This is a genomic window from Escherichia sp. WS1265, assembly GCF_046487585.1.
Classification (GTDB): Bacteria; Pseudomonadota; Gammaproteobacteria; order Enterobacterales; family Enterobacteriaceae; genus Escherichia; species Escherichia coli.
This window is the reverse complement of the sequence record NZ_JBJQJE010000007.1, coordinates 40383-60578: the sequence shown is the minus strand read 5'-3', so window position 1 is coordinate 60578 and position 20196 is coordinate 40383. Positions and strand designations below refer to the sequence as shown.

At 53.2% G+C, this 20196-nt stretch carries 17 protein-coding genes; 8 read left to right on the top strand and 9 right to left on the bottom strand.

Annotation, left to right across the window (positions count from 1 at the left end):
* Positions 1–18: 18 nt before the first annotated feature.
* Positions 19–1299, top strand: coding sequence for a stationary phase inducible protein CsiE (csiE, locus tag ACJHX3_RS09015; protein WP_024216647.1), 1281 nt, complete (start codon positions 19–21; stop codon positions 1297–1299).
* On the opposite strand, the gene ACJHX3_RS09010 is transcribed toward csiE, so the two are convergent.
* Both ACJHX3_RS09010 and hcaR read right to left on the bottom strand, forming a co-directional pair.
* The gene (locus ACJHX3_RS09010) at positions 1291–2430 is read right to left on the bottom strand and encodes a 3-phenylpropionate MFS transporter (protein WP_024046160.1); all 1140 of its coding nucleotides are present in this window, start codon (positions 2428–2430) and stop codon (positions 1291–1293) included. The genes csiE and ACJHX3_RS09010 overlap by 9 nt on opposite strands.
* A 159-nt stretch (positions 2431–2589) precedes the next feature.
* Positions 2590–3480: a DNA-binding transcriptional regulator HcaR gene (gene hcaR, locus ACJHX3_RS09005; RefSeq protein ID WP_001578814.1), complete on the bottom strand. Its 891-nt coding sequence runs from the start codon at positions 3478–3480 to the stop codon at positions 2590–2592.
* Positions 3481–3615: 135 nt separating this feature from the next.
* Between hcaR and hcaE the strand changes: the two genes are divergently transcribed.
* The 6 genes from hcaE to ACJHX3_RS08975 all read left to right on the top strand — a co-directional run bounded on the left by hcaE (position 3616) and on the right by ACJHX3_RS08975 (position 8352).
* Complete coding sequence (gene hcaE, locus ACJHX3_RS09000; protein WP_000211172.1) at positions 3616–4977, top strand: 3-phenylpropionate/cinnamic acid dioxygenase subunit alpha; 1362 nt, start codon at positions 3616–3618, stop codon at positions 4975–4977.
* Positions 4974–5492 carry a 3-phenylpropionate/cinnamic acid dioxygenase subunit beta gene (gene hcaF / locus ACJHX3_RS08995; RefSeq protein WP_001276082.1) on the top strand — a complete coding sequence of 173 codons (519 nt, stop codon included), beginning with the start codon at positions 4974–4976 and terminating at the stop codon, positions 5490–5492. The genes hcaE and hcaF overlap by 4 nt, the downstream gene beginning before the upstream one ends.
* Entirely contained in the window at positions 5492–5812 is a 321-nt protein-coding gene (locus tag ACJHX3_RS08990) for a bifunctional 3-phenylpropionate/cinnamic acid dioxygenase ferredoxin subunit (protein ID WP_001080102.1), read from the top strand. Before hcaF ends, ACJHX3_RS08990 begins: the two co-directional genes overlap by 1 nt.
* A complete protein-coding gene (gene hcaB, locus ACJHX3_RS08985; protein ID WP_001281364.1) occupies positions 5809–6621 on the top strand; it encodes a 3-phenylpropionate-dihydrodiol/cinnamic acid-dihydrodiol dehydrogenase in 813 nt (270 codons plus the stop codon). The genes ACJHX3_RS08990 and hcaB overlap by 4 nt, the downstream gene beginning before the upstream one ends.
* A gap of 9 nt (positions 6622–6630) precedes the next feature.
* Positions 6631–7833: a phenylpropionate dioxygenase ferredoxin reductase subunit gene (gene hcaD / locus ACJHX3_RS08980; RefSeq protein ID WP_024046161.1), complete on the top strand. Its 1203-nt coding sequence runs from the start codon at positions 6631–6633 to the stop codon at positions 7831–7833.
* 96 nt (positions 7834–7929) lie between these two features.
* Positions 7930–8352 carry a DoxX family protein gene (locus ACJHX3_RS08975; RefSeq protein ID WP_001087250.1) on the top strand — a complete coding sequence of 141 codons (423 nt, stop codon included), beginning with the start codon at positions 7930–7932 and terminating at the stop codon, positions 8350–8352.
* 47 nt (positions 8353–8399) lie between these two features.
* Here the strand turns inward: ACJHX3_RS08975 and ACJHX3_RS08970 are convergent, their stop codons facing one another.
* The 6 genes from ACJHX3_RS08970 to ACJHX3_RS08945 all read right to left on the bottom strand — a co-directional run bounded on the left by ACJHX3_RS08970 (position 8400) and on the right by ACJHX3_RS08945 (position 17329).
* Positions 8400–9272: an aldose 1-epimerase gene (locus tag ACJHX3_RS08970; RefSeq protein ID WP_024216646.1), complete on the bottom strand. Its 873-nt coding sequence runs from the start codon at positions 9270–9272 to the stop codon at positions 8400–8402.
* 11 nt (positions 9273–9283) lie between these two features.
* Positions 9284–10378, bottom strand: a complete 1095-nt coding sequence (locus ACJHX3_RS08965; RefSeq protein WP_000700790.1) for a zinc-dependent alcohol dehydrogenase family protein — start codon at positions 10376–10378, stop codon at positions 9284–9286.
* Between the two features lie 32 nt (positions 10379–10410).
* Positions 10411–11409 (bottom strand): ABC transporter permease, encoded by a 999-nt coding sequence (locus tag ACJHX3_RS08960; protein WP_001276671.1) that lies wholly within the window; start codon positions 11407–11409, stop codon positions 10411–10413.
* A 24-nt stretch (positions 11410–11433) separates the two neighbouring features.
* Positions 11434–12945 (bottom strand): sugar ABC transporter ATP-binding protein, encoded by a 1512-nt coding sequence (locus ACJHX3_RS08955; protein WP_410236136.1) that lies wholly within the window; start codon positions 12943–12945, stop codon positions 11434–11436.
* A gap of 22 nt (positions 12946–12967) precedes the next feature.
* Positions 12968–13951: a substrate-binding domain-containing protein gene (locus ACJHX3_RS08950; RefSeq protein WP_094308056.1), complete on the bottom strand. Its 984-nt coding sequence runs from the start codon at positions 13949–13951 to the stop codon at positions 12968–12970.
* A gap of 96 nt (positions 13952–14047) precedes the next feature.
* Positions 14048–17329 (bottom strand): DUF5107 domain-containing protein, encoded by a 3282-nt coding sequence (locus ACJHX3_RS08945; protein ID WP_094308057.1) that lies wholly within the window; start codon positions 17327–17329, stop codon positions 14048–14050.
* Between the two features lie 117 nt (positions 17330–17446).
* Between ACJHX3_RS08945 and ACJHX3_RS08940 the strand changes: the two genes are divergently transcribed.
* Positions 17447–18640, top strand: a complete 1194-nt coding sequence (locus ACJHX3_RS08940) for an ROK family protein (protein WP_001200774.1) — start codon at positions 17447–17449, stop codon at positions 18638–18640.
* Between the two features lie 63 nt (positions 18641–18703).
* Here the strand turns inward: ACJHX3_RS08940 and glyA are convergent, their stop codons facing one another.
* The gene (gene glyA / locus ACJHX3_RS08935; RefSeq protein WP_000919149.1) at positions 18704–19957 is read right to left on the bottom strand and encodes a serine hydroxymethyltransferase; all 1254 of its coding nucleotides are present in this window, start codon (positions 19955–19957) and stop codon (positions 18704–18706) included.
* Positions 19958–20196 lie beyond the last annotated feature (239 nt).

Here is a 20196-nt window from a genome sequence, read left to right as displayed (position 1 = left end):
CTTATGGGAGATCTACAGATGATGCCTACGCTTGCTCCACCATCTGTCCTTTCGGCTCCCCAGCGCCGCTGCCAGATCTTGCTGACACTCTTTCAGCCGGGGTTGACCGCCACCACGGCAACTTTCAGCGAGCTTAATGGTGTGGATGATGATATTGCCAGTCTTGATATCAGCGAAACAGGACGTGAGATCCTGCGCTATCATCAACTCACACTGACTACTGGTTATGACGGTAGCTACCGGGTTGAAGGTACAGTGCTTAACCAACGTTTGTGTTTATTTCACTGGCTACGACGTGGTTTCCGTCTGTGTCCGTCATTTATTACCAGCCATTTCACCCCCGCCCTGAAGAGTGAACTGAAGCGGCGCGGAATTGCGCGTAACTTTTACGACGATACCAATCTACAAGCGTTAGTGAATCTCTGCTCCCGACGGCTGCAAAAACGCTTTGAAACGCGCGATATTCATTTCCTGTGTCTGTATCTGCAATATTGTTTGCTGCAACACCACGCTGGAATTACGCCTCAGTTTAATCCGCTCCAACGTCGCTGGGCGGAATCCTGCCTTGAATTTCAGGTAGCGCAGGAAATTGGACGCCACTGGCAGCGTCGGGCGCTCCAGCCTGTACCGCCTGATGAGCCACTGTTTATGGCATTACTTTTTTCCATGTTGCGGGTTCCCGATCCACTGCGGGATGCGCATCAGCGGGACAGACAACTGCGTAAGTCTATCAAACGTCTGGTAAACCACTTTCGTGAGCTGGGAAATGTTCGTTTTTATGATGAACAGGGGTTATGCGATCAGCTTTATACCCACCTCGCCCAGGCGTTAAATCGCTGTTTGTTTGCCATCGGTATTGATAACACCCTGCCGGAAGAGTTCGCCCGCCTGTATCCACGCCTGGTGCGCACCACCCGCGCGGCGCTGGCCGGATTTGAAAGTGAATACGGCGTCCATCTTTCTGATGAGGAAAGCGGTCTGGTCGCGGTGATTTTCGGTGCCTGGCTAATGCAGGAAAACGACCTGCATGAGAAACAGATTATTCTACTGACCGGGAATGATAGCGAGCGAGAAGCGCAGATTGAGCAGCAGCTACGCGAACTAACGTTACTGCCGCTCAATATTAAACATATGTCGGTAAAGGTATTTTTGCAGACAGGCGCTCCGCGCAGCGCGGCACTGATTATTGCGCCTTATACCATGCCGTTACCGCTCTTTTCACCACCGCTGATCTATACGGACCTGACGTTGACAACACATCAACAGGAGCAGATCCGCAAAATGCTCGAATCAGCATGAGGGAACAACTTTCGGGCGCAAAAACATTGCCGGAAGCGCCACCAGCGCCATAACCCAGAACACGCCGTGGCCCAGATATTGATACAGGAAACCGGCGAAAACGGTCATGATCGCAATACTGCCGCCCATCGCGACGGCAGAGTAAACCGCCTGTAAACGGATGACTTCGCTACCCTGGCGAGCGGCAATATAGCGCATGGCGGCCAGGTGGCAGACCGTGAAGGTGCCACAATGCAGAATTTGCACCACTATCAACCACGGCAACGCCGTAGTTGCTCCCATAATGCCCCAGCGCACTACGCCGCAAATCGCTGAGATCAACAGCATATCGCGTGCACTACAACGGCGGAAAAGTTTATTACTCAGCGCAAAGATAATGACTTCCGCCACCACGCCCAGCGACCACAAATAGCCCACCGCCGAGGCCGAGTAGCCAGCAGCCTGCCAGTAAATGGCGCTAAAACCGTAATAGGCCGCATGCGCCCCCTGCAATAAACAAACGCAGGCCAGAAAGCGCCAGTTCTGGCGAACCAGCGCCAACCACGCTGACCAACCGGTGCTCTCCTGCTGGCGGCTTGCCCCTTGTGGCTGAATCGTCGGACGGATGAGAAAGCCGAGCAGCATGGATGCCACGCCCAACGTCAACAGCGCGAGGATCACCCGATAATCAAACATAGTGACCAGTTTGCCCGTCAGCGCCGAGCCAATGACAAACGCCACCGAGCCCCACAGTCGCACTTTGCCGTAATCAAGCGGGAACTGCTTTTGCCACGTATTCGCCAGTGCATCGGTCAACGGTACCAGCGGTGAGAAAAAGAGGTTAAAGCCAATCATCACCAGCATCAGCCACACTACGTGCGCCCCCGCCCAGAATGCGACAGCAAAGAGAAGTGTCAGCAGTGCCAGCACGCGCAAGGCGGAAATCAGGCGAGAAGGATCGCTGACGCGGGGCGCGATGAGCAAACTCCCGAGAAAACGGGCAATCAGACCTGCCCCCAATAACAGGCCGATGGTTTCTGGCGTTAAACCAATCCCTTTAAGCCAGACGCTCCAGAAAGGTAGAAAAATGCCGTAACTAAAAAAGTATGTGAAATAGCCGAGCGCCAACCAGCGCGTGGATTGCAAAACCATGAGTCCCTCCCGTCAGGAGGCGTTAGTCTGGGGTTAATCGAATGTTGGTGCAAGTTGAAAAATAAGAATATTCGAGCCTGCTTCCCGATGTCTGTAACACCAGTTCACAAGCACTAAAAAACTGCGATCCGCGACGCATGTTGCAAAAATAATGCGTAATTATGCCGTTACGCTTGCCAAACGTTCCTGCACAATGGCGATGAAATCGCGTAATGCCGGCTTTATCTCCCCTTTCTTCCACGCCATCAGTAAAGCAATGGAAGGCACATTTCCGGCAATGGGTCGAAATACCACCTGGCCGGTATTAAAATTATTCATATAACCGGGTATCAAAGTGACGCCCAGCCCCATCCCCACCAGATTCATGGTCACCAGAATATTCGTTGCCACCTGGACGATATTTGGCTGGCTGTTTTCTTGCGCAAACCACGCTTTAACGATCGGCGCAAGCGAACCGGAATACGCTGGATCAGTACTGACGAAATTCACGCCATCCAGTTGCGCGGCAGTGATCTCTTTTTCATGTGCTAAAGGGTGATCAACCGGTAACACCACCACTAATGGTTCGTCAAAAAGCTCCAGATAATCAATCTCCGGGCTATAAACAGGATGGCGCATTAAGCCGACGTCGAGTTCACCACGGCGAATTTTTTCTTCCTGTTCCGTGGTGATTAAACTCACCAGCTCAATTAAGGTGTCTGGCTGTCTGAGACGAAACATCGGTAATACTTTTGGCAGTAAATTCACTTCCGCCGATGGCACAAAGCCAATGGTTAATTGTCTGTCTTCCTGAACAATTTTCCGCGCCCGTAATTTGGCATTTTCCGCTTGTTCGAGGATTGCCAGCGCGTCCTGGAGAAAACATTCTCCCGCCGCCGTCAACGCGACTTTGCGCTTATCCCTCACCAGCAACGGAACACCGACACAGTTTTCAAGATCGCGGATCTGGCTGCTTAACGAAGGCTGTGAGGTATGCAGTTTTTCCGCCGCGCGGGTAAAGTTCAGTGCCTGCGCCACTGCGACGAAATAGCGTAAATGCCGTAGTTCCATCACCTTCCCCTTGTTATCGAAAAAACGTCTCAGCTGGTAGAAATTAACTATTTCACATATCGGCAACCAACCAGCAACATCCTTATAGCACAAAAATAGAAGGTCAATACATCTTATCTTTCAGGATTAAAAAATATGACCACACCCTCAGATTTGAACATTTACCAACTGATTGACACCCAAAACGGTCGGGTCACTCCGCGTATTTATACCGACCCGGACATTTACCAACTGGAGCTTGAGCGCATTTTCGGTCGTTGCTGGCTATTTCTCGCCCACGAAAGCCAGATCCCAAAACCTGGTGATTTCTTTAACACCTACATGGGGGAAGATGCGGTTGTCGTAGTGCGTCAGAAAGACGGCAGCATTAAGGCGTTTCTCAACCAATGCCGCCACCGGGCCATGCGTGTGAGTTATGCAGATTGCGGCAACACTCGCGCCTTTACCTGTCCGTATCACGGCTGGTCTTATGGCATCAACGGCGAGTTGATCGATGTACCGCTGGAACCTCGCGCCTACCCACAAGGGTTGTGTAAATCCCACTGGGGACTAAACGAAGTTCCTTGTGTGGAGAGTTATAAAGGGCTGATTTTTGGCAACTGGGATACCAGCGCACCGGGCCTGCGTGATTACCTTGGTGACATTGCCTGGTATCTGGATGGCATGCTGGATCGTCGCGAAGGCGGCACCGAAATTGTCGGCGGCGTACAAAAGTGGGTGATCAACTGCAACTGGAAATTCCCGGCAGAGCAGTTCGCCAGTGACCAGTATCATGCTCTGTTCAGCCATGCTTCTGCCGTTCAGGTATTAGGGGCGAAAGATGATGGCAGCGATAAGCGTCTCGGTGATGGACAAACCGCCCGCCCGGTGTGGGAAACCGCCAAAGATGCGCTGCAGTTTGGTCAGGACGGTCACGGCAGCGGTTTCTTCTTTACTGAAAAACCGGATGCTAATGTCTGGGTCGATGGCGCGGTTTCCAGCTATTACCGCGAAACCTATGCCGAAGCAGAACAACGTTTAGGTGAAGTTCGCGCCCTGCGCCTGGCGGGTCATAACAATATTTTCCCCACGCTTTCATGGCTCAACGGCACTGCCACGCTCCGCGTCTGGCATCCTCGCGGCCCTGATCAAGTCGAAGTGTGGGCGTTCTGTATTACTGACAAAGCCGCCTCCGATGAAGTTAAAGCCGCTTTTGAAAACAGCGCCACTCGTGCTTTTGGTCCTGCTGGTTTTCTCGAGCAGGATGACTCGGAGAACTGGTGTGAAATCCAGAAATTGCTGAAAGGTCACCGCGCCCGCAACAGCAAACTGTGTCTGGAAATGGGGCTTGGTCAGGAAAAGCGTCGCGACGACGGCATTCCAGGCATTACTAACTATATCTTCTCAGAAACGGCCGCTCGTGGAATGTACCAACGCTGGGCCGATCTTCTGAGTAGCGAAAGCTGGCAGGAAGTGCTCGATAAAACCGCCGCTTACCAGCAGGAGGTGATGAAATGAGTGCGCAAGTTTCACTGGAGTTACATCACCGCATTAGCCAGTTTCTCTTTCACGAAGCCAGTCTGCTGGATGACTGGAGATTTCGAGACTGGCTGGCACAGCTCGACGAAGAGATTCGTTACACCATGCGCACCACGGTTAACGCACAAACGCGCGACCGCCGCAAAGGCGTTCAACCGCCGACAACCTGGATTTTTAATGACACCAAAGACCAGCTGGAACGGCGAATCGCCCGTCTGGAAACCGGCATGGCCTGGGCAGAAGAACCGCCGTCACGCACCCGTCACTTAATCAGCAACTGCCAGGTAAACGAAACCGACATACCAAACGTATTTGCTGTGCGGGTAAATTATCTGCTTTATCGGGCACAAAAAGAGCGCGATGAAACATTCTATGTCGGGACTCGTTTTGACAAAGTTCGCCGTCTGGAAGATGACAACTGGCGCTTGCTGGAACGGGATATCGTCCTGGATCAAGCGGTGATCACTTCCCATAACCTGAGTGTACTGTTCTGATGAATCGAATTTATGCGTGTCCCGTTGCGGATGTGCCGGAGGGTGAGGCTCTCCGGATCGATACCTCGCCCGTCATCGCCTTGTTCAACGTGGGCGGCGAGTTTTATGCCATTAACGATCGTTGCAGCCATGGTAATGCGTCGATGTCAGAAGGGTATCTGGAAGATGACGCCACGGTGGAGTGCCCGCTGCACGCCGCCAGTTTTTGCCTGAAAACGGGGAAAGCATTATGCCTGCCCGCCACCGATCCGCTAACCACTTATCCAGTACACGTTGAAGGTGGTGACATCTTCATCGACTTACCGGAGGCGCAGCCATGAGCGATCTGCATAACGAGTCCATCTTTATTACCGGCGGCGGATCGGGATTAGGCCTGGCGCTGGCCGAGCGATTTATCGAAGAAGGCGCGCAGGTTGCCACGCTGGAACTGTCGGCGGCAAAAGTCGCCAGTCTGCGTCAGCGATTTGGCGAACATATTCTGGCGGTGGAAGGTAACGTGACCTGCTATGCCGATTATCAACGCGCGGTTAATCAGATCCTGACTCGTTCTGGCAAGCTCGATTGTTTTATCGGCAATGCGGGCATCTGGGATCACAATGCCTCACTGGTTAACACTCCCGCAGAGACGCTCGAAACCGGCTTCCACGAGCTGTTTAATGTCAACGTACTCGGTTACCTGCTGGGCGCAAAAGCCTGCGCTCCGGCGTTAATCGCCAGTGAAGGCAGCATGATTTTCACACTGTCAAACGCCGCCTGGTATCCCGGCGGCGGTGGCCCGCTGTACACCGCCAGTAAACATGCCGCAACCGGACTTATTCGCCAACTGGCTTATGAACTGGCACCGAAAGTGCGGGTGAATGGCGTCGGCCCGTGTGGTATGGCCAGCGACCTGCGCGGCCCACAGGCGCTCGGGCAAAGTGAAACCTCGATAATGCAGTCTCTGACGCCGGAGAAAATTGCCGCCATTTTACCGCTGCAATTTTTCCCGCAACCGGCGGATTTTACGGGTCCGTATGTGATGTTGGCATCGCGGCGCAATAATCGCGCATTAAGCGGTGTGATGATCAACGCTGATGCGGGTTTAGCGATTCGCGGCATTCGCCACGTAGCGGCTGGGCTGGATCTTTAAGGAAGTACGATGAAAGAAAAAACGATCATTATTGTCGGGGGCGGGCAAGCGGCGGCAATGGCTGCGGCCTCGCTACGCCAGCAAGGGTTCACCGGTGAGCTGCATCTGTTTTCCGATGAGCAACATCTTCCTTATGAACGCCCCCCGCTCTCGAAATCCATGTTGCTGGAAGATTCCCCACAGTTGCAGTCTGTGTTACCCGCTCACTGGTGGCAGGAAAACAATGTTCATCTGCATTCCGGTGTAACCATCAAAACATTGGGCCGCGACACACGAGAGTTAGTGTTAGCTAACGGCGAAAGCTGGCACTGGGATCAGCTTTTTATAGCAACCGGCGCGGCAGCTCGACCGCTGCCGTTGCTTGATGCACTGGGAGAACGCTGCTTTACCCTGCGCCATGCCGGTGATGCCGCCAGACTGCGAGAAGTTCTGCAGCCCGAACGGTCAGTCGTGATTGTCGGTGCCGGAACTATTGGTCTGGAACTGGCTGCCAGCGCCACGCAGCGCGGATGTAAGGTGACAGTGATTGAACTGGCGGCAACCGTCATGGGGCGTAATGCACCACCGCCCGTACAACGCTATCTTTTGCAGCGCCATCAGCAGGCTGGTGTGCACATTCTGCTCAATAATGCCATTGAACATGTGGTCGATGGTGAAAAAGTAGAACTGACGCTGCAAAGTGGCGAAACGCTTCAGGCCGATGTGGTGATTTACGGTATTGGTATCAGCGCCAACGACCAACTGGCTCGCGAGGCCAACCTTGATACTGCCAATGGCATTGTCATTGATGAGGCTTGCCGCACCTGCGATCCCGCGATCTTTGCCGGTGGCGATGTGGCAATCACCCGTCTTGATAATGGTGCACTACACCGCTGCGAAAGCTGGGAAAACGCCAATAACCAGGCGCAAATTGCCGCTTCCGCAATGTTGGGGCTACCGCTTCCGCGACTGCCGCCGCCGTGGTTCTGGAGCGATCAGTACAGTGATAACTTACAGTTTATTGGCGATATGCGTGGTGATGACTGGCTTTGTCGTGGCAACCCGGAAACTCAGAAGGCGATTTGGTTTAATCTGCAAAACGGCGTGCTTATCGGTGCGGTAACGCTGAATCAGGGGCGTGAGATGCGCCCAATCCGCAAATGGATCCAGAGCGGCAAAACGTTTGATGCGAAACTGCTGACAGATGAGCACATCGCGCTTAAATCACTGTAACCAGGATAATTAGCGAATATCTCAACGCCTGGGGCGTGGCGAGGTACCAGAGTGTGTATTACGTTTAAATCACATTATCTTGCAAAGGGATTGGTTATGAACTCACTACGTTATTTTGATTTTGGTGCTGCACGCCCCGTTTTGTTATTAATTGCCCGTATCGCCGTGGTCTTGATTTTCATTATTTTTGGTTTTCCCAAAATGATGGGCTTTGACGGTACGGTCCAATATATGGCCTCGCTGGGCGCGCCAATGCCAATGCTGGCAGCGATTATTGCGGTAGTTATGGAAGTGCCCGCCGCGATATTAATCGTGCTTGGCTTTTTCACCCGTCCGCTGGCGGTGCTGTTTATTTTCTACACGCTGGGTACGGCGGTAATTGGTCACCATTACTGGGATATGACCGGCGATGCGGTTGGGCCAAATATGATTAATTTCTGGAAGAATGTCAGTATCGCTGGCGCATTCCTGCTGTTGGCAATTACCGGGCCGGGGGCAATTTCTCTCGATCGGCGTTAGGAAAGATGCCGGATGCGGCGTGAACGCCTTATCCGGCATTTTATAAATTACAGTAACGCAACCCGCAACGACATCTCTGAAGTTGTTGATTCCCCTGGTGCAAGCGCAATGAGATCACCCCCTTCCGGGCGATGATGGTCATCCGGCGCATGGCTCATCGGTTCCAGACAGAAGAAATCAAACGCATATCCTTTATCAAACGCCGGGTCGGAAACAAAGATGAAATAACATGGTGCAGGTGGCGTCGTTTCCATGATGATGGCATAACCCTCCTGCGGCTGCTCGATGCGGGCCTGACCATTCCATCCGGCAAAGCCATTGTTCACCCACTGGTGCGGCAACGGCGCGAGCTGGCTGAAATCCAGCTCTTGCGGTAGCTGCTCGCAAAACTCACCCGCCAGCCACTGCTCCCGCTCCAGCCAGTAACCGCTCGCCTGCGCCTGAATCCGCGTTTGTGGTGACAACGGAAAATAAGGATGCCAGCCGGTACCAAATGGCAGCGTCTCTGCCCCTTGATTGGTGACAGAGAGCGTCACCGTCAGCGTATCTGCCGTTAAATGAAACGCCTGACTTACCCGATAGTGATAAACACCGCTGCGATGTTCATACACCAGACACAAGCTATCTTCGCTGCGCGAGACACATTGCCACTGCCCCAGCCAGCCGTCGCCGTGCAGATAGTGCGCATCCCACTCAACATTCGGTTGCAGTTGATACTCACTCCCCTGCCAGACAAAACGATTGCCGCTCACCCGGTTTGCAAACGGCACCAGCGGAAAACAAGAGGCGTCGGTTGCCACACCGTTTTTTTTACCGGGACGTAAGAGCGGCGTCGCGTCACGCCAGAAGCCTTCGATGACGCCGCCCCGGTCAGAAACGTCCAGCTTTAGCGGCCCGTGAGATAAGGTATAGATGGTCATCCGCTGACTCCTTAATCCGGGAAGTTAATCACAACTTTCCCGCATTTACCGCTCGCCATCAGCGCATAGGCATCTCCAGCCTGTTCCAGCGTGAAGCGATGGGTAATGGCGTTACGCGGCCACAGTTTCCAGTCCGTTAAATCGTGGGCGCATTTTTCCATATGGAACAGACTGGTCACCCAGGAGCCAATAATCCGCCGTTGATGGTGCATCAGATCGGCGCTGACCTCGAATTCCACTTTTCCGGTTTCACCAATGTAAACCACCCGCCCCCAGTCAGCAGTGGATTGCAGTGCCAGCAAGCGACCTGCGGCATTACCGGAACAATCGAGCGCAACATCCGCGCCACCGTGGGTAAGTTCAGCAATTATCTGCGGCAGACCTTCGGTGGTCGCTAAATAACCGTGATCCATCACCCCTAACTGTTTTGCCATCGCCAGACGTTCCGGCAGCATATCAACGCCGATGATCCGTTTTGCACCGCGACCTTTCGCCAGCATCATCGCCATCATGCCGACCGGCCCCAGACCGACCACCAGCACGTTATCGCTGCCGGAAACTTCGCCGCGCAAAATCCCTTCATAGGCCGTGCCAACGCCGCAACTGATAAACGCACCATCTTCGTAGCTCAGCGCATCCGGCAGGAGGATCAGATCTTTTTCTTCCGCCAGCAGATATTCGGCATGACCGCCGTCACGCTGCCAGCCGTAAGCCGCTTTTCCTTCGCCAGTACAAGAGATAGGAAAGCCGCGACGGCAGTTCGGGCAAAAACCACAGCCAGAAATGTGATACACCAGCACACGGTCGCCCTCTTTAAAATGGCGGCAGCCTTGCCCCATCGCCACAATCTGCCCGCACGGTTCATGACCGTTGATAAATCCCTGGTATAACGGTTTATCGGGTGCCGCTGCCGTGGCACGGTGTTGATGATAGATATAGTGGACATCGCTTCCGCAAATCCCGGAGGATTTCATTTTGATCAGTACCTGGTTAATCCCCGGCGTCGGCACCGCAACTTCCCGCAGATCGACGGTCGAATTTCCTGGTAAATAAGCTGCCAGCATCGTTTTCATAAATCCCTCATTAACAATACGATTAATTTTCATCCCTGCCGCACCCGCGCCAGGGGCGTTAAGGTTTAGCGTTTCGCTTTACTGCTACGCTGAGTCAGCAAGATATTCGCCAGCACCGCCACCACGATGATGACGCCGCGCACCACCTGCTGGAAAAAGGAGTTAATCCCGAGCAGCACCAGACCGTTACCGATTAGCGTAATCACCAGTACGCCAAGCAGCGTACCGAACAACGAGCCGCGACCACCGGAAAGCGCCGTACCGCCAACCACGACCGCGGCGATGACGTCAAACTCCAGACCGTTTGCGGCACCTGCGTTACCGGAACCGAGGCGCGCCGCCAACAAAATGCCGGTCACCGCCGCTAATAATCCCGAAAGGGTAAAGATAAGAATGCGTACCCGACGAACGTTAATACCGCACAACTGTGCTGCAGTGGCATTACCGCCAACAGCAAAAACCGAGCGCCCGAAGGCGGTTTTGCGGCTGATGAACACAAACAGCGCAAACAACACCATCATGATCAGCGCGGATACCGGCACTCCGAGAAATTGTCCACCCAGCCAGTCCAGTACCTCGTTTTCGTCAATCGGCACTGGCAGGGCGTTGGTCATAAACAGCCCCATTCCGCGCAGGGCGCTCCACAGCCCCAGTGTGGCAACGAAACTTGGTACGTTAAACACGCCGCGCAGCACCCCGGCCAGCGTTCCCATCAGCGCGCCTAACAGCAACACCAGCAGACACGCCACCGCCAGCGGAACTTCAAATTGCAGCAAAAATGCCAGGCACACCGAGACAAAAGCCACCATCGGCCCAACGCTGACATCAATTTCACCGGAGATAATAATCAGCGTCATCGCCCAGGCGGCAATCCCAATGGTGGCGGCATCGCGCAGCACGTTCATCTGGTTATTCAATGAGATAAAGCCCGGCGCGTTCAGGGAGAAGACCAGATAAAGAATGGCGATCACCACCAGCAAACCGATCTCATTAATATGGCGACTGACAAATTGTTTGAGCGAGACGCTCTTGCCCTGCGGCAATGGTAATGACGAAGCAGACATCTTCAGGTTCCTCGGTAAAATTCATCAGTGCACAGACAGAATGGCGGACATCAGCTCATCCACATTGACCGGAGCGTGAAACTCCTGCGAGAACGTGCCGTGCTGTAATAACAGGATGCGGTCACACACCAGCGGCAACTCCTCCACTTCACTGGAGATAAACACCACGCTTTTTCCTTCGGCAGCCAGCTCACGGACAATACGGTAAATCTGCTGTTTGGCTTCGATATCGACGCCGCGCGTTGGCTCGTCGAGCAACAAAATCTGGCTGGCGGCATAGACCCAACGACCGATCACCACTTTTTGCTGATTGCCGCCAGAAAGCGTGCCGATGGGCGTTTCGCTACTGGCGGCCTTGACCGTCATCCGCTGCATCACCTCTTCGGTCAGGCGGCGGATGGTGGACCATTGCAGCACACCGTTGGCGCTGATTTTTTGCCGATTGGTCAGCACTGTATTTTCGTCAACGCCCAGCCAGGGAATGATCCCCGCTTCTTTGCGGTTTTCTGGCGTATAGCCAATGCCGCGTTTCAGCATGTCGCCGTAATCGGGGCGCGTGATTTTCTCGCCGTTGATAACAATTTCGCCCTGTTCATACGTCTCCAGCCCAACTATGGCTTTCAACAATTCACTGCGCCCTGCCCCCAGCAGGCCAGCAATGCCGAGTACTTCGCCACGACGGAGCGTAAAGCTGATATCCTCCAGCTTGGGCTTATGGCGTAACGCACGGACTTCCAGCACGGCCTGATCGACAATTTCCTGAGGGGAAACCGGCGCAATATCAACGTGATCGCGCCCGAGCATTAGCAACACAATATGATGCGTGGAGGTGTTTTCGAGCATCACATCGCCCGCCACCTGACCATCGCGCATAACGGTGGCACAGGAGGCAATGCGGCGGATTTCTTCCATCCGGTGGCTGACATAAATCACCGCCACGCCCAGTGCCGACATCTTTTTAACCGCGCTGATCACCAGTTCAACTTCCGCACTGGCAAGCGAACTGGTAGGTTCATCAAGAATGACCACGCGCGGCTCGCCCTTCATCACCCGCGCAATTTCCACCAGTTGCTTTTGCGCCGGGCTTAGCGTTGAAACAAGTTGTTCAGGGCTAACGTCAACGCCCAGCGCCTGTAAGCAACGTTGGGCATCCTGCGCCATTTGCAGGTAATCAATCATGCCGTTGCGGCGGGGCCACTGACCGAGGCAGAGGTTTTCCGCCACCGTCAGTCCCTCCACCAGACTTAACTCCTGATAAACCGCACGAACCCCCAGTTCAGCGGCACGGCGAGTCAGCGTAGCTTCGTCACCTTCCAGTCGCGTCTCGCCAATCCAGATATCACCGCTATCCGGACGTTCGCTACCGGTAAGCATTCGAATGAGGGTCGATTTGCCCGCGCCGTTTTTGCCTAACAGCGCACGAACTTCGCCTTTATTGAGCGTGAAGTTAACGTTATCCAACGCAACGACGCCGGGATAACGCTTATTTCCTGCCACCACTTTTGCTACCGGGACTGCCTCTGTTGCCGTGAACATAGGGACCTCTGCGAATCAGCGATTAGGGCAGACCATCAACGTGCGTTGCCAGCCACTGTTTACCGTCTTCCGTTTTGGTATAGAGATCGATTGGCACCTGAATCACTTTTTCACCGTCGGCTTGTTTATTGATAACCTTCAAAGTTTGCGCGAAAACAGCATTGCCCATTTTCTTACCGGAAATATCCACCACCGCTTTCAGCACCTGATTGTTTTCCAGCTCCTGAGCAATTTCAGTGGTCATATCCGAACCGAAAACAGCAATTTTTCCGGCCTGATTTTGATTACGTACCGCTTTTACCGCGCCGAGTGTCGCACCGCCCGATTCCCCCATAATGGCGTTGAGATCCGACGTGGAGATAATTAGTTTTTCACCAACGGAAATCGCTTTATCTAAAACAGTCCCTTCCTGATTAGCGACAATTTGCGCGCCGGGAACGCGGGCTTTTAATACTTCTTCAAACCCTTTACGTCGTTGCACACAAACTTCAAAGGCTTCGCAATTGATGACGGCAATTTTCGGCTGGTCAATTTTGTTGGCAATAAAATAATCGGCGGCAGCGTTACCCAGTTTTTTACCAAATTCCAGCGGGTCACCAACCAGATATGCCGAGACATATTTATCGACACCCTTTTGATTAATACAGGTGTTGTAGCAAATCACCGGAATACCCGCTTCACTGGCGCGACGAACGGTACGGCTACTGCCATTTTCAGATACTGCCGATAAAATAATGGCATCGACATTACGCGCCACGAGGGTATCTACAAAAGTACTTTCTTTCGAAATATCGCCCTGGGCGTTAGTTTCAATTAACTGTACCTGTACTGAAGAATCTTTTGCCGCATCCTGAACGCCCTGACGCACGCCAGCGTAATATCCCTGGGTATCAAGGTATATTGCACCAATGGTCATTTCTTTATCCACTGCCCTGGCAAATAGAGCGCTACCTAATAGCGTAGCCATTAATAATAGATTACGGGTTGTTCTCATTTTTTTAGGCATAGTGCCTCCTGTAGGGTTTTTATTTACAACGGCTTATTCTAATTATTTTGTGATGAGCGGCAGCGCGTGCCGCTCAAATATTACAGTTAATAAGGTTTAGTGAACGCGGTTAAAAATAAAAGGCATCACGGTGGTGAATAATGCTGCTTTCGGCCAGGCCGGATTAATCGCCGTCAATTCAGCGCGAGCAGATTCATATTGCGCAACCTCCCCGAGTCCCGCGGACGCCAGCATCGCCACCATCAGGCATTTTTCTTTATGCTGCTGTTGTAAATCGCCATACAGCGACAACAGGTCAGGTTGCGAGACGGCAAAGAAATCCGCCTCGATACTGGTTTTCGCCATCTCTTGCGCCCACTGTTTCATTTCACTAAACAGTTGCTGTGCGGTTTGTTGTTCGCCCAGCAGTCGCAGCGCCATTCCTTGCCAGAAGAGATAATCAACCGGCTGATCGTTGTAATAACTGTGGATGTTAATGGTGCGATCGCCGGTCGCCGCCAGACGTAAACAACGCGTCGCTTCAGTTTCATCGCCCTGCGCGTTAGCGCATATTGCCAGCCAGAACCAGATGTCGTTATCAGTTTGCCCCGGTAAACGGCCTTCGCTTAAATTCTCCGGATAATGCAGCGCGGCATGAAGCAGTTCGCTGGCCTGCTGCGGCTCTCTGGCATCAAGATGCTGCCAGGCGCGTAATAACTGGTTGAGGATAAACTGACTGGTGATCTTCCCTTCCCCGCCTTCCCACGGGTGGAATTTGCGCGTGGCGAGAATGTCCGCCGCTTTGTCTGCCTGACCCGTGAGATGCCACAAATTGAGCAGTTCTGCGGTCATGTCGTCGCGTTTCAGCGCAATTTCCAGATTATTTTCCAGACGCGCCAGTCGTTTCTCCGGTGTGGCTCCACTTAACTTATCAAGCAAATCCCGTTCGAAAAGCAGACGTGCATCCTGCGGCGCAAGCTGATAAGCATTATCAAGATAACGCGCGGCCAGCTCATAATCGTGTTGCTTATTCCACGCATGGATCGCTAACCCGCGCCAGCCGTCGGCAAACTCCGGCGACATCTCTACGCAACGTTGCCATAAAGTAATGGCTTTGTTGTAGCTGCGCTTGTTGTAGTAGAAGCAGGCCAGTAAATGACGGGCAAACCAGCACTCTTCAATACTCTCCAGCGCCGCCACTTCTTCCAGCGTATTCGGGAAACGGACAAACTGCGGGAAGACATCAATGGCTTTTGCGACCAGTTCGCCGCGTTCGGCTTTCGGCAGCAAGCTGGCTTGCAGGTAAAGCGGCAGCGTGCGCTGGCAGTCCAGTGCGTTCAGCATCTCTGCCGCCAGGGCAGGCATTCCCCAGTTAATCAGTTGCCCGGCGGTCATCAGGGCGTTAACGTCGCGTCCCTGACACAGACCGCGCCACTGCGCGAGGGCTGATTCGCTACGACCATCGAACCAGTTCAGCCACCACAGAGTGGCGTTCAGCGGATAATCGCGCAGCAGTTTCTCGCGCTGCAAACGCGCGTTGTCCTGACGACCACTTAACACCAGCAGCAGATTATGCAGGCAAAGCACTTCCTGATTGGTTGGGCAGGCGCGAAGACTTTGTTGGCAAAAATCCAGACCAGCATCGAAGTTACCATTACGCGCCGCCAGTCGTGCCAGACCATAATAGCCGCCTGCTTTACTATTGCCGCTCCAGACCGCACGCCAGAAATCCTCTTCGGCTTGTTGATATTGTCCCTGACGTTCGTAAGCACTGGCGCGAATCAAACTGGCCTGTCCGCACTGCGGATTTTTGTTCAGCGCATGTGCGCGTTTCAGCGCCTGAGTGGCATACGCCACCGCTTGCGGGAAATCGGCGCGGTTATATTCCAGCATCGCCAGCGCCAGGTTACAGCGATAATCCAGCGGATCCAGCGCCACGCCGCGCAGGTAGTAATCGAACGGTGAACGGCTGGCGTGATGATATTGCTCCAGATGCTGACCGATAAACCAGGCTTCATCTGTACTGGTAATGTCTTGTGCTGCCAGTGGCGCTTTGGCGACGTCCGGCAACGGCAACTCTTGCGGCTGATGTTCCTGATAACTCAGTACAATATTGCCGTCGGCATCGGAGAGCTCAATGGTCAGCCTTTCAGGATTGATACCGTGCAACACGCCCTGGATGGCGGTCGCAGGCATCAGTGCCACGGCATCATCAAGTAACGCGTTGCATTTGCCGATTTCGCGGATCGCCAGGCGGTATCCGTTCAACGGAGAGATGGCATACAGCCCCCACTCAATCCCCCGCTCACTACGCTGGAGTTTTATCACCGCATCGCGGGAGGCATTTTGCACCATGCCCAGAGAATGATAAGGCAGGAAATACTGCTCGAAACGCTTCTCTTCGTACGCATCAAGCCAGGTAAAATCAGGCTGGTTATCGGCAAAAATACCGGTCATCAGTTCGATATACGGGCCGTTATTGTCGGTCAGACTCTTATCCCACGCCTGGCCAAATTCACTGTGTCCCCAGCTCCACTGTTTTTTACCTGGCGCAATATGGTGGTTGGCAACGTGCAGCAAACCGCCATCTTCATCGTGACACCACGCGCCAACAAAATCGTACTGTGATTTTTCAGCCATATATGAGGTTGGAACAGGCACATTTTTATAGCGAGAAATGTCCACTCCGGCGGAGTAGTCCACTTTGTAGTAAGTGCCGGTGGCGATGGGGAAAGCAGAGACGGCCCGTTTGCCGTGATCAAACACCGCCGTTACATCCGGCGGGAAGACGCTCTGATGCCCTTCCCCCCCTTTCACTGCCGGGTTGGCCCACCACAAGAAATGACGCGGCGTGGCGTTGCCGTTATAGACGCGGCTGGCGATTTCCAGTGCCGCCCGGTCAGGACGCAGGGTGAAACCTGTCATCACCTGTAAACCATGCATCGGCTCCGTTTCGCCTACCCACACCGTCTGTGCGCCGTCTTCATGGGCTTCGAGGGTGAAATCAACGGGCATAAAGGTGGTCGGGCGATGGTGTTGCGGCCAGTTAAACTCAATCCCGCCGGAGATCCACGGTCCCAGCAGCCCCACCAGCGCCGGTTTAATGACTTCATTGTGATAGACAAAATCGCGCTGTTTCACTTTATCCCACGCGCGATGCACCCGACCGCCCAGTTCCGGCAGGATCATCACTTTGATGTAGTCGTTTTCCAGCCACACCGCCTGCCAGGATTTCAGGGTTTTCTGCTCGCTCAGCGTATCGGTCACGCCGTAGGGATAAACCGCGCCGGACGATCCCTGATAAACGCGATTTTCCAGGAACATGGGATGTATATCCTGCGGCCCGGTTTCATAGGTCGGGATCTCAACGCGCTCTTGCCACACTTTTACTGGAGTCATGGTGCCCTCAATATTAACAAGACATACTGAATTAAAAGATTTGTGGCAGTGTATTGAACAATCTGGCAATGTTTTCGCGGAATAATCACGCAATTAACTAAACAAGGTTTAGTGAAGATGAGAGCCTGCATTAATAATCAACAGATTCGCCACCATAACAAATGCGTGATTCTGGAACTGCTGTACCGGCAAAAGCGCGCCAATAAATCAACGCTGGCCCGGCTGGCGCAAATTTCGATTCCGGCAGTCAGTAATATTTTGCAGGAACTGGAAAGCGAAAAACGGGTGGTGAATATCGACGATGAAAGCCAGACGCGCGGACATAGTAGCGGTACATGGCTGATTGCGCCGGAAGGTGACTGGACGCTGTGCCTGAACGTGACGCCCACCAGTATTGAGTGTCAGGTTGCTAATGCTTGTTTAAGTCCGAAAGGTGAATTTGAGTATTTACAGATTGATGCACCGACGCCGCAGGCGCTGCTGTCCGAAATCGAAAAATGCTGGCATCGCCACCGTAAATTGTGGCCGGACCGTACCATCAACCTGGCGCTGGCAATCCACGGTCAGGTTGATCCGGTGACCGGCGTGTCGCAAACCATGCCGCAAGCGCCGTGGACAACGCCGGTTGAGGTAAAGTATCTGCTGGAAGAGAAGCTCGGCATTCGGGTGATGGTCGATAATGACTGCGTGATGCTGGCGCTGGCGGAGAAATGGCAAAATAATTCGCAGGAACGGGATTTCTGCGTGATCAACGTTGATTACGGCATTGGCTCGTCGTTCGTGATTAACGAGCAAATTTATCGCGGCTGTTTGTATGGTAGCGGACAGATTGGTCACACCATCGTTAATCCGGATGGCGTCGTCTGCGACTGTGGACGTTACGGCTGCCTGGAAACCGTCGCCTCGTTAAGTGCATTAAAAAAACAGGCGCGGGTATGGCTAAAATCACAACCGGTTAATACTCAGCTTGATCCTGAAAAACTGACAACAGCGCAGTTAATCGCTGCCTGGCAGAGTGGAGAACCGTGGATCACCAGCTGGGTTGATCGCTCTGCCAATGCCATTGGTTTGAGTCTGTATAACTTCCTCAACATCCTCAATATTAATCAGATTTGGTTGTACGGTCGCAGTTGTGCCTTTGGTGAGCACTGGCTTAATACCATTATTCGCCAGACGGGATTTAACCCGTTCGACCGCGACGAAGGACCGAGCGTGAAAGCGACGAAAATTGGCTTTGGGCAATTAAGCCGCGCACAACAGGTACTGGGAATTGGCTATTTGTATGTTGAGGCGCAGTTACGGCAGATTTGATGGCGCGATAACGTAGAAAGGCTTCCCGAAGGAAGCCTTTTTTCAACAGATTAACCGTTTCGCTTATGCGTAAACCGGGTAACGTGCACAGATGTCGAGAACTTTACCTTTGATGCGCTCGATAACGGCTTCATCATTGATGCTGTCCAGCACGTCACACATCCAGCCAGCCAGTTCTTTCGCTTCTGCTTCTTTGAAGCCGCGACGCGTAATCGCCGGAGTACCCACGCGAATACCGGAGGTCACAAACGGGCTCTTCGGATCGTTCGGTACGCTGTTTTTGTTGACGGTGATGTTAGCACGGCCCAGAGCGGCGTCTGCTTCTTTACCGGTCAGGTTTTTATCAACCAGATCAACCAGGAACAGGTGGTTATCAGTGCCGCCGGAAACCACTTTGTAGCCGCGTTCCAGGAACACTTCTACCATCGCTTTAGCGTTTTTAGCGACCTGCTGCTGGTAAGTTTTGAACTCAGGCTCCATCGCTTCTTTCAGAGCAACCGCTTTACCGGCGATTACGTGCATCAACGGACCGCCCTGACCACCAGGGAAAACGGCAGAGTTCAGTTTTTTGTACAGCTCTTCGCTACCACCTTTCGCCAGGATCAGGCCACCGCGCGGACCCGCCAGGGTTTTGTGAGTGGTGGTAGTAACAACGTGAGCATGAGGAACCGGGTTCGGGTAGACGCCAGCAGCAACCAGGCCCGCAACGTGCGCCATATCAACGAAAAGGTAAGCACCGATGCTGTCAGCGATTTCACGCATTTTCGCCCAGTCCACCACGCCGGAATATGCAGAGAAGCCACCGATAATCATTTTCGGTTTGTGTTCTTTGGCTTGTTTTTCCAGATCGGCGTAGTCGATATGACCGCTAGCATCGATACCGTAAGGAACGATGTTGTACAGTTTACCGGAGAAGTTAACCGGAGAACCGTGAGTCAGGTGACCGCCATGCGCCAGGTTCATACCCAGAACGGTATCACCTGGTTCCAGCAGCGCGGTGTACACCGCAAAGTTAGCCTGGGAGCCGGAGTGCGGCTGGACGTTAGCGTAGTCAGCACCGAACAGTTCTTTCGCACGATCGATCGCCAGTTGTTCAACGATATCAACATACTCGCAACCGCCGTAGTAGCGTTTGCCCGGATAACCTTCAGCATATTTGTTGGTCAGCTGAGAACCCTGCGCCTGCATTACGCGCGGGCTGGTGTAGTTTTCGGAGGCGATCAGTTCGATGTGCTCTTCCTGACGTACTTTTTCCTGCTCCATAGCCTGCCACAGTTCGGCATCATAATCGGCAATGTTCATTTCACGCTTTAACATCCGCATCTCCTGACTCAGCTAACAATAAAATTTTTGGCCTTTATAGGCGGTCCTGTTGGACAACGGCGAACAGTATAACCGAATCATTGTGCGATAACAGGTCTTGACAAAGGAATTTACGCAAACGATTACCTTCAGGCTGCGCAAGGCTTTGGAGAATAAAGAGCTTGCAACCGGAAACGGATTTCTTTTCAGGTTTGTGATGCAAATTTTTCACTTCATCACATTCTTTCTGAAAA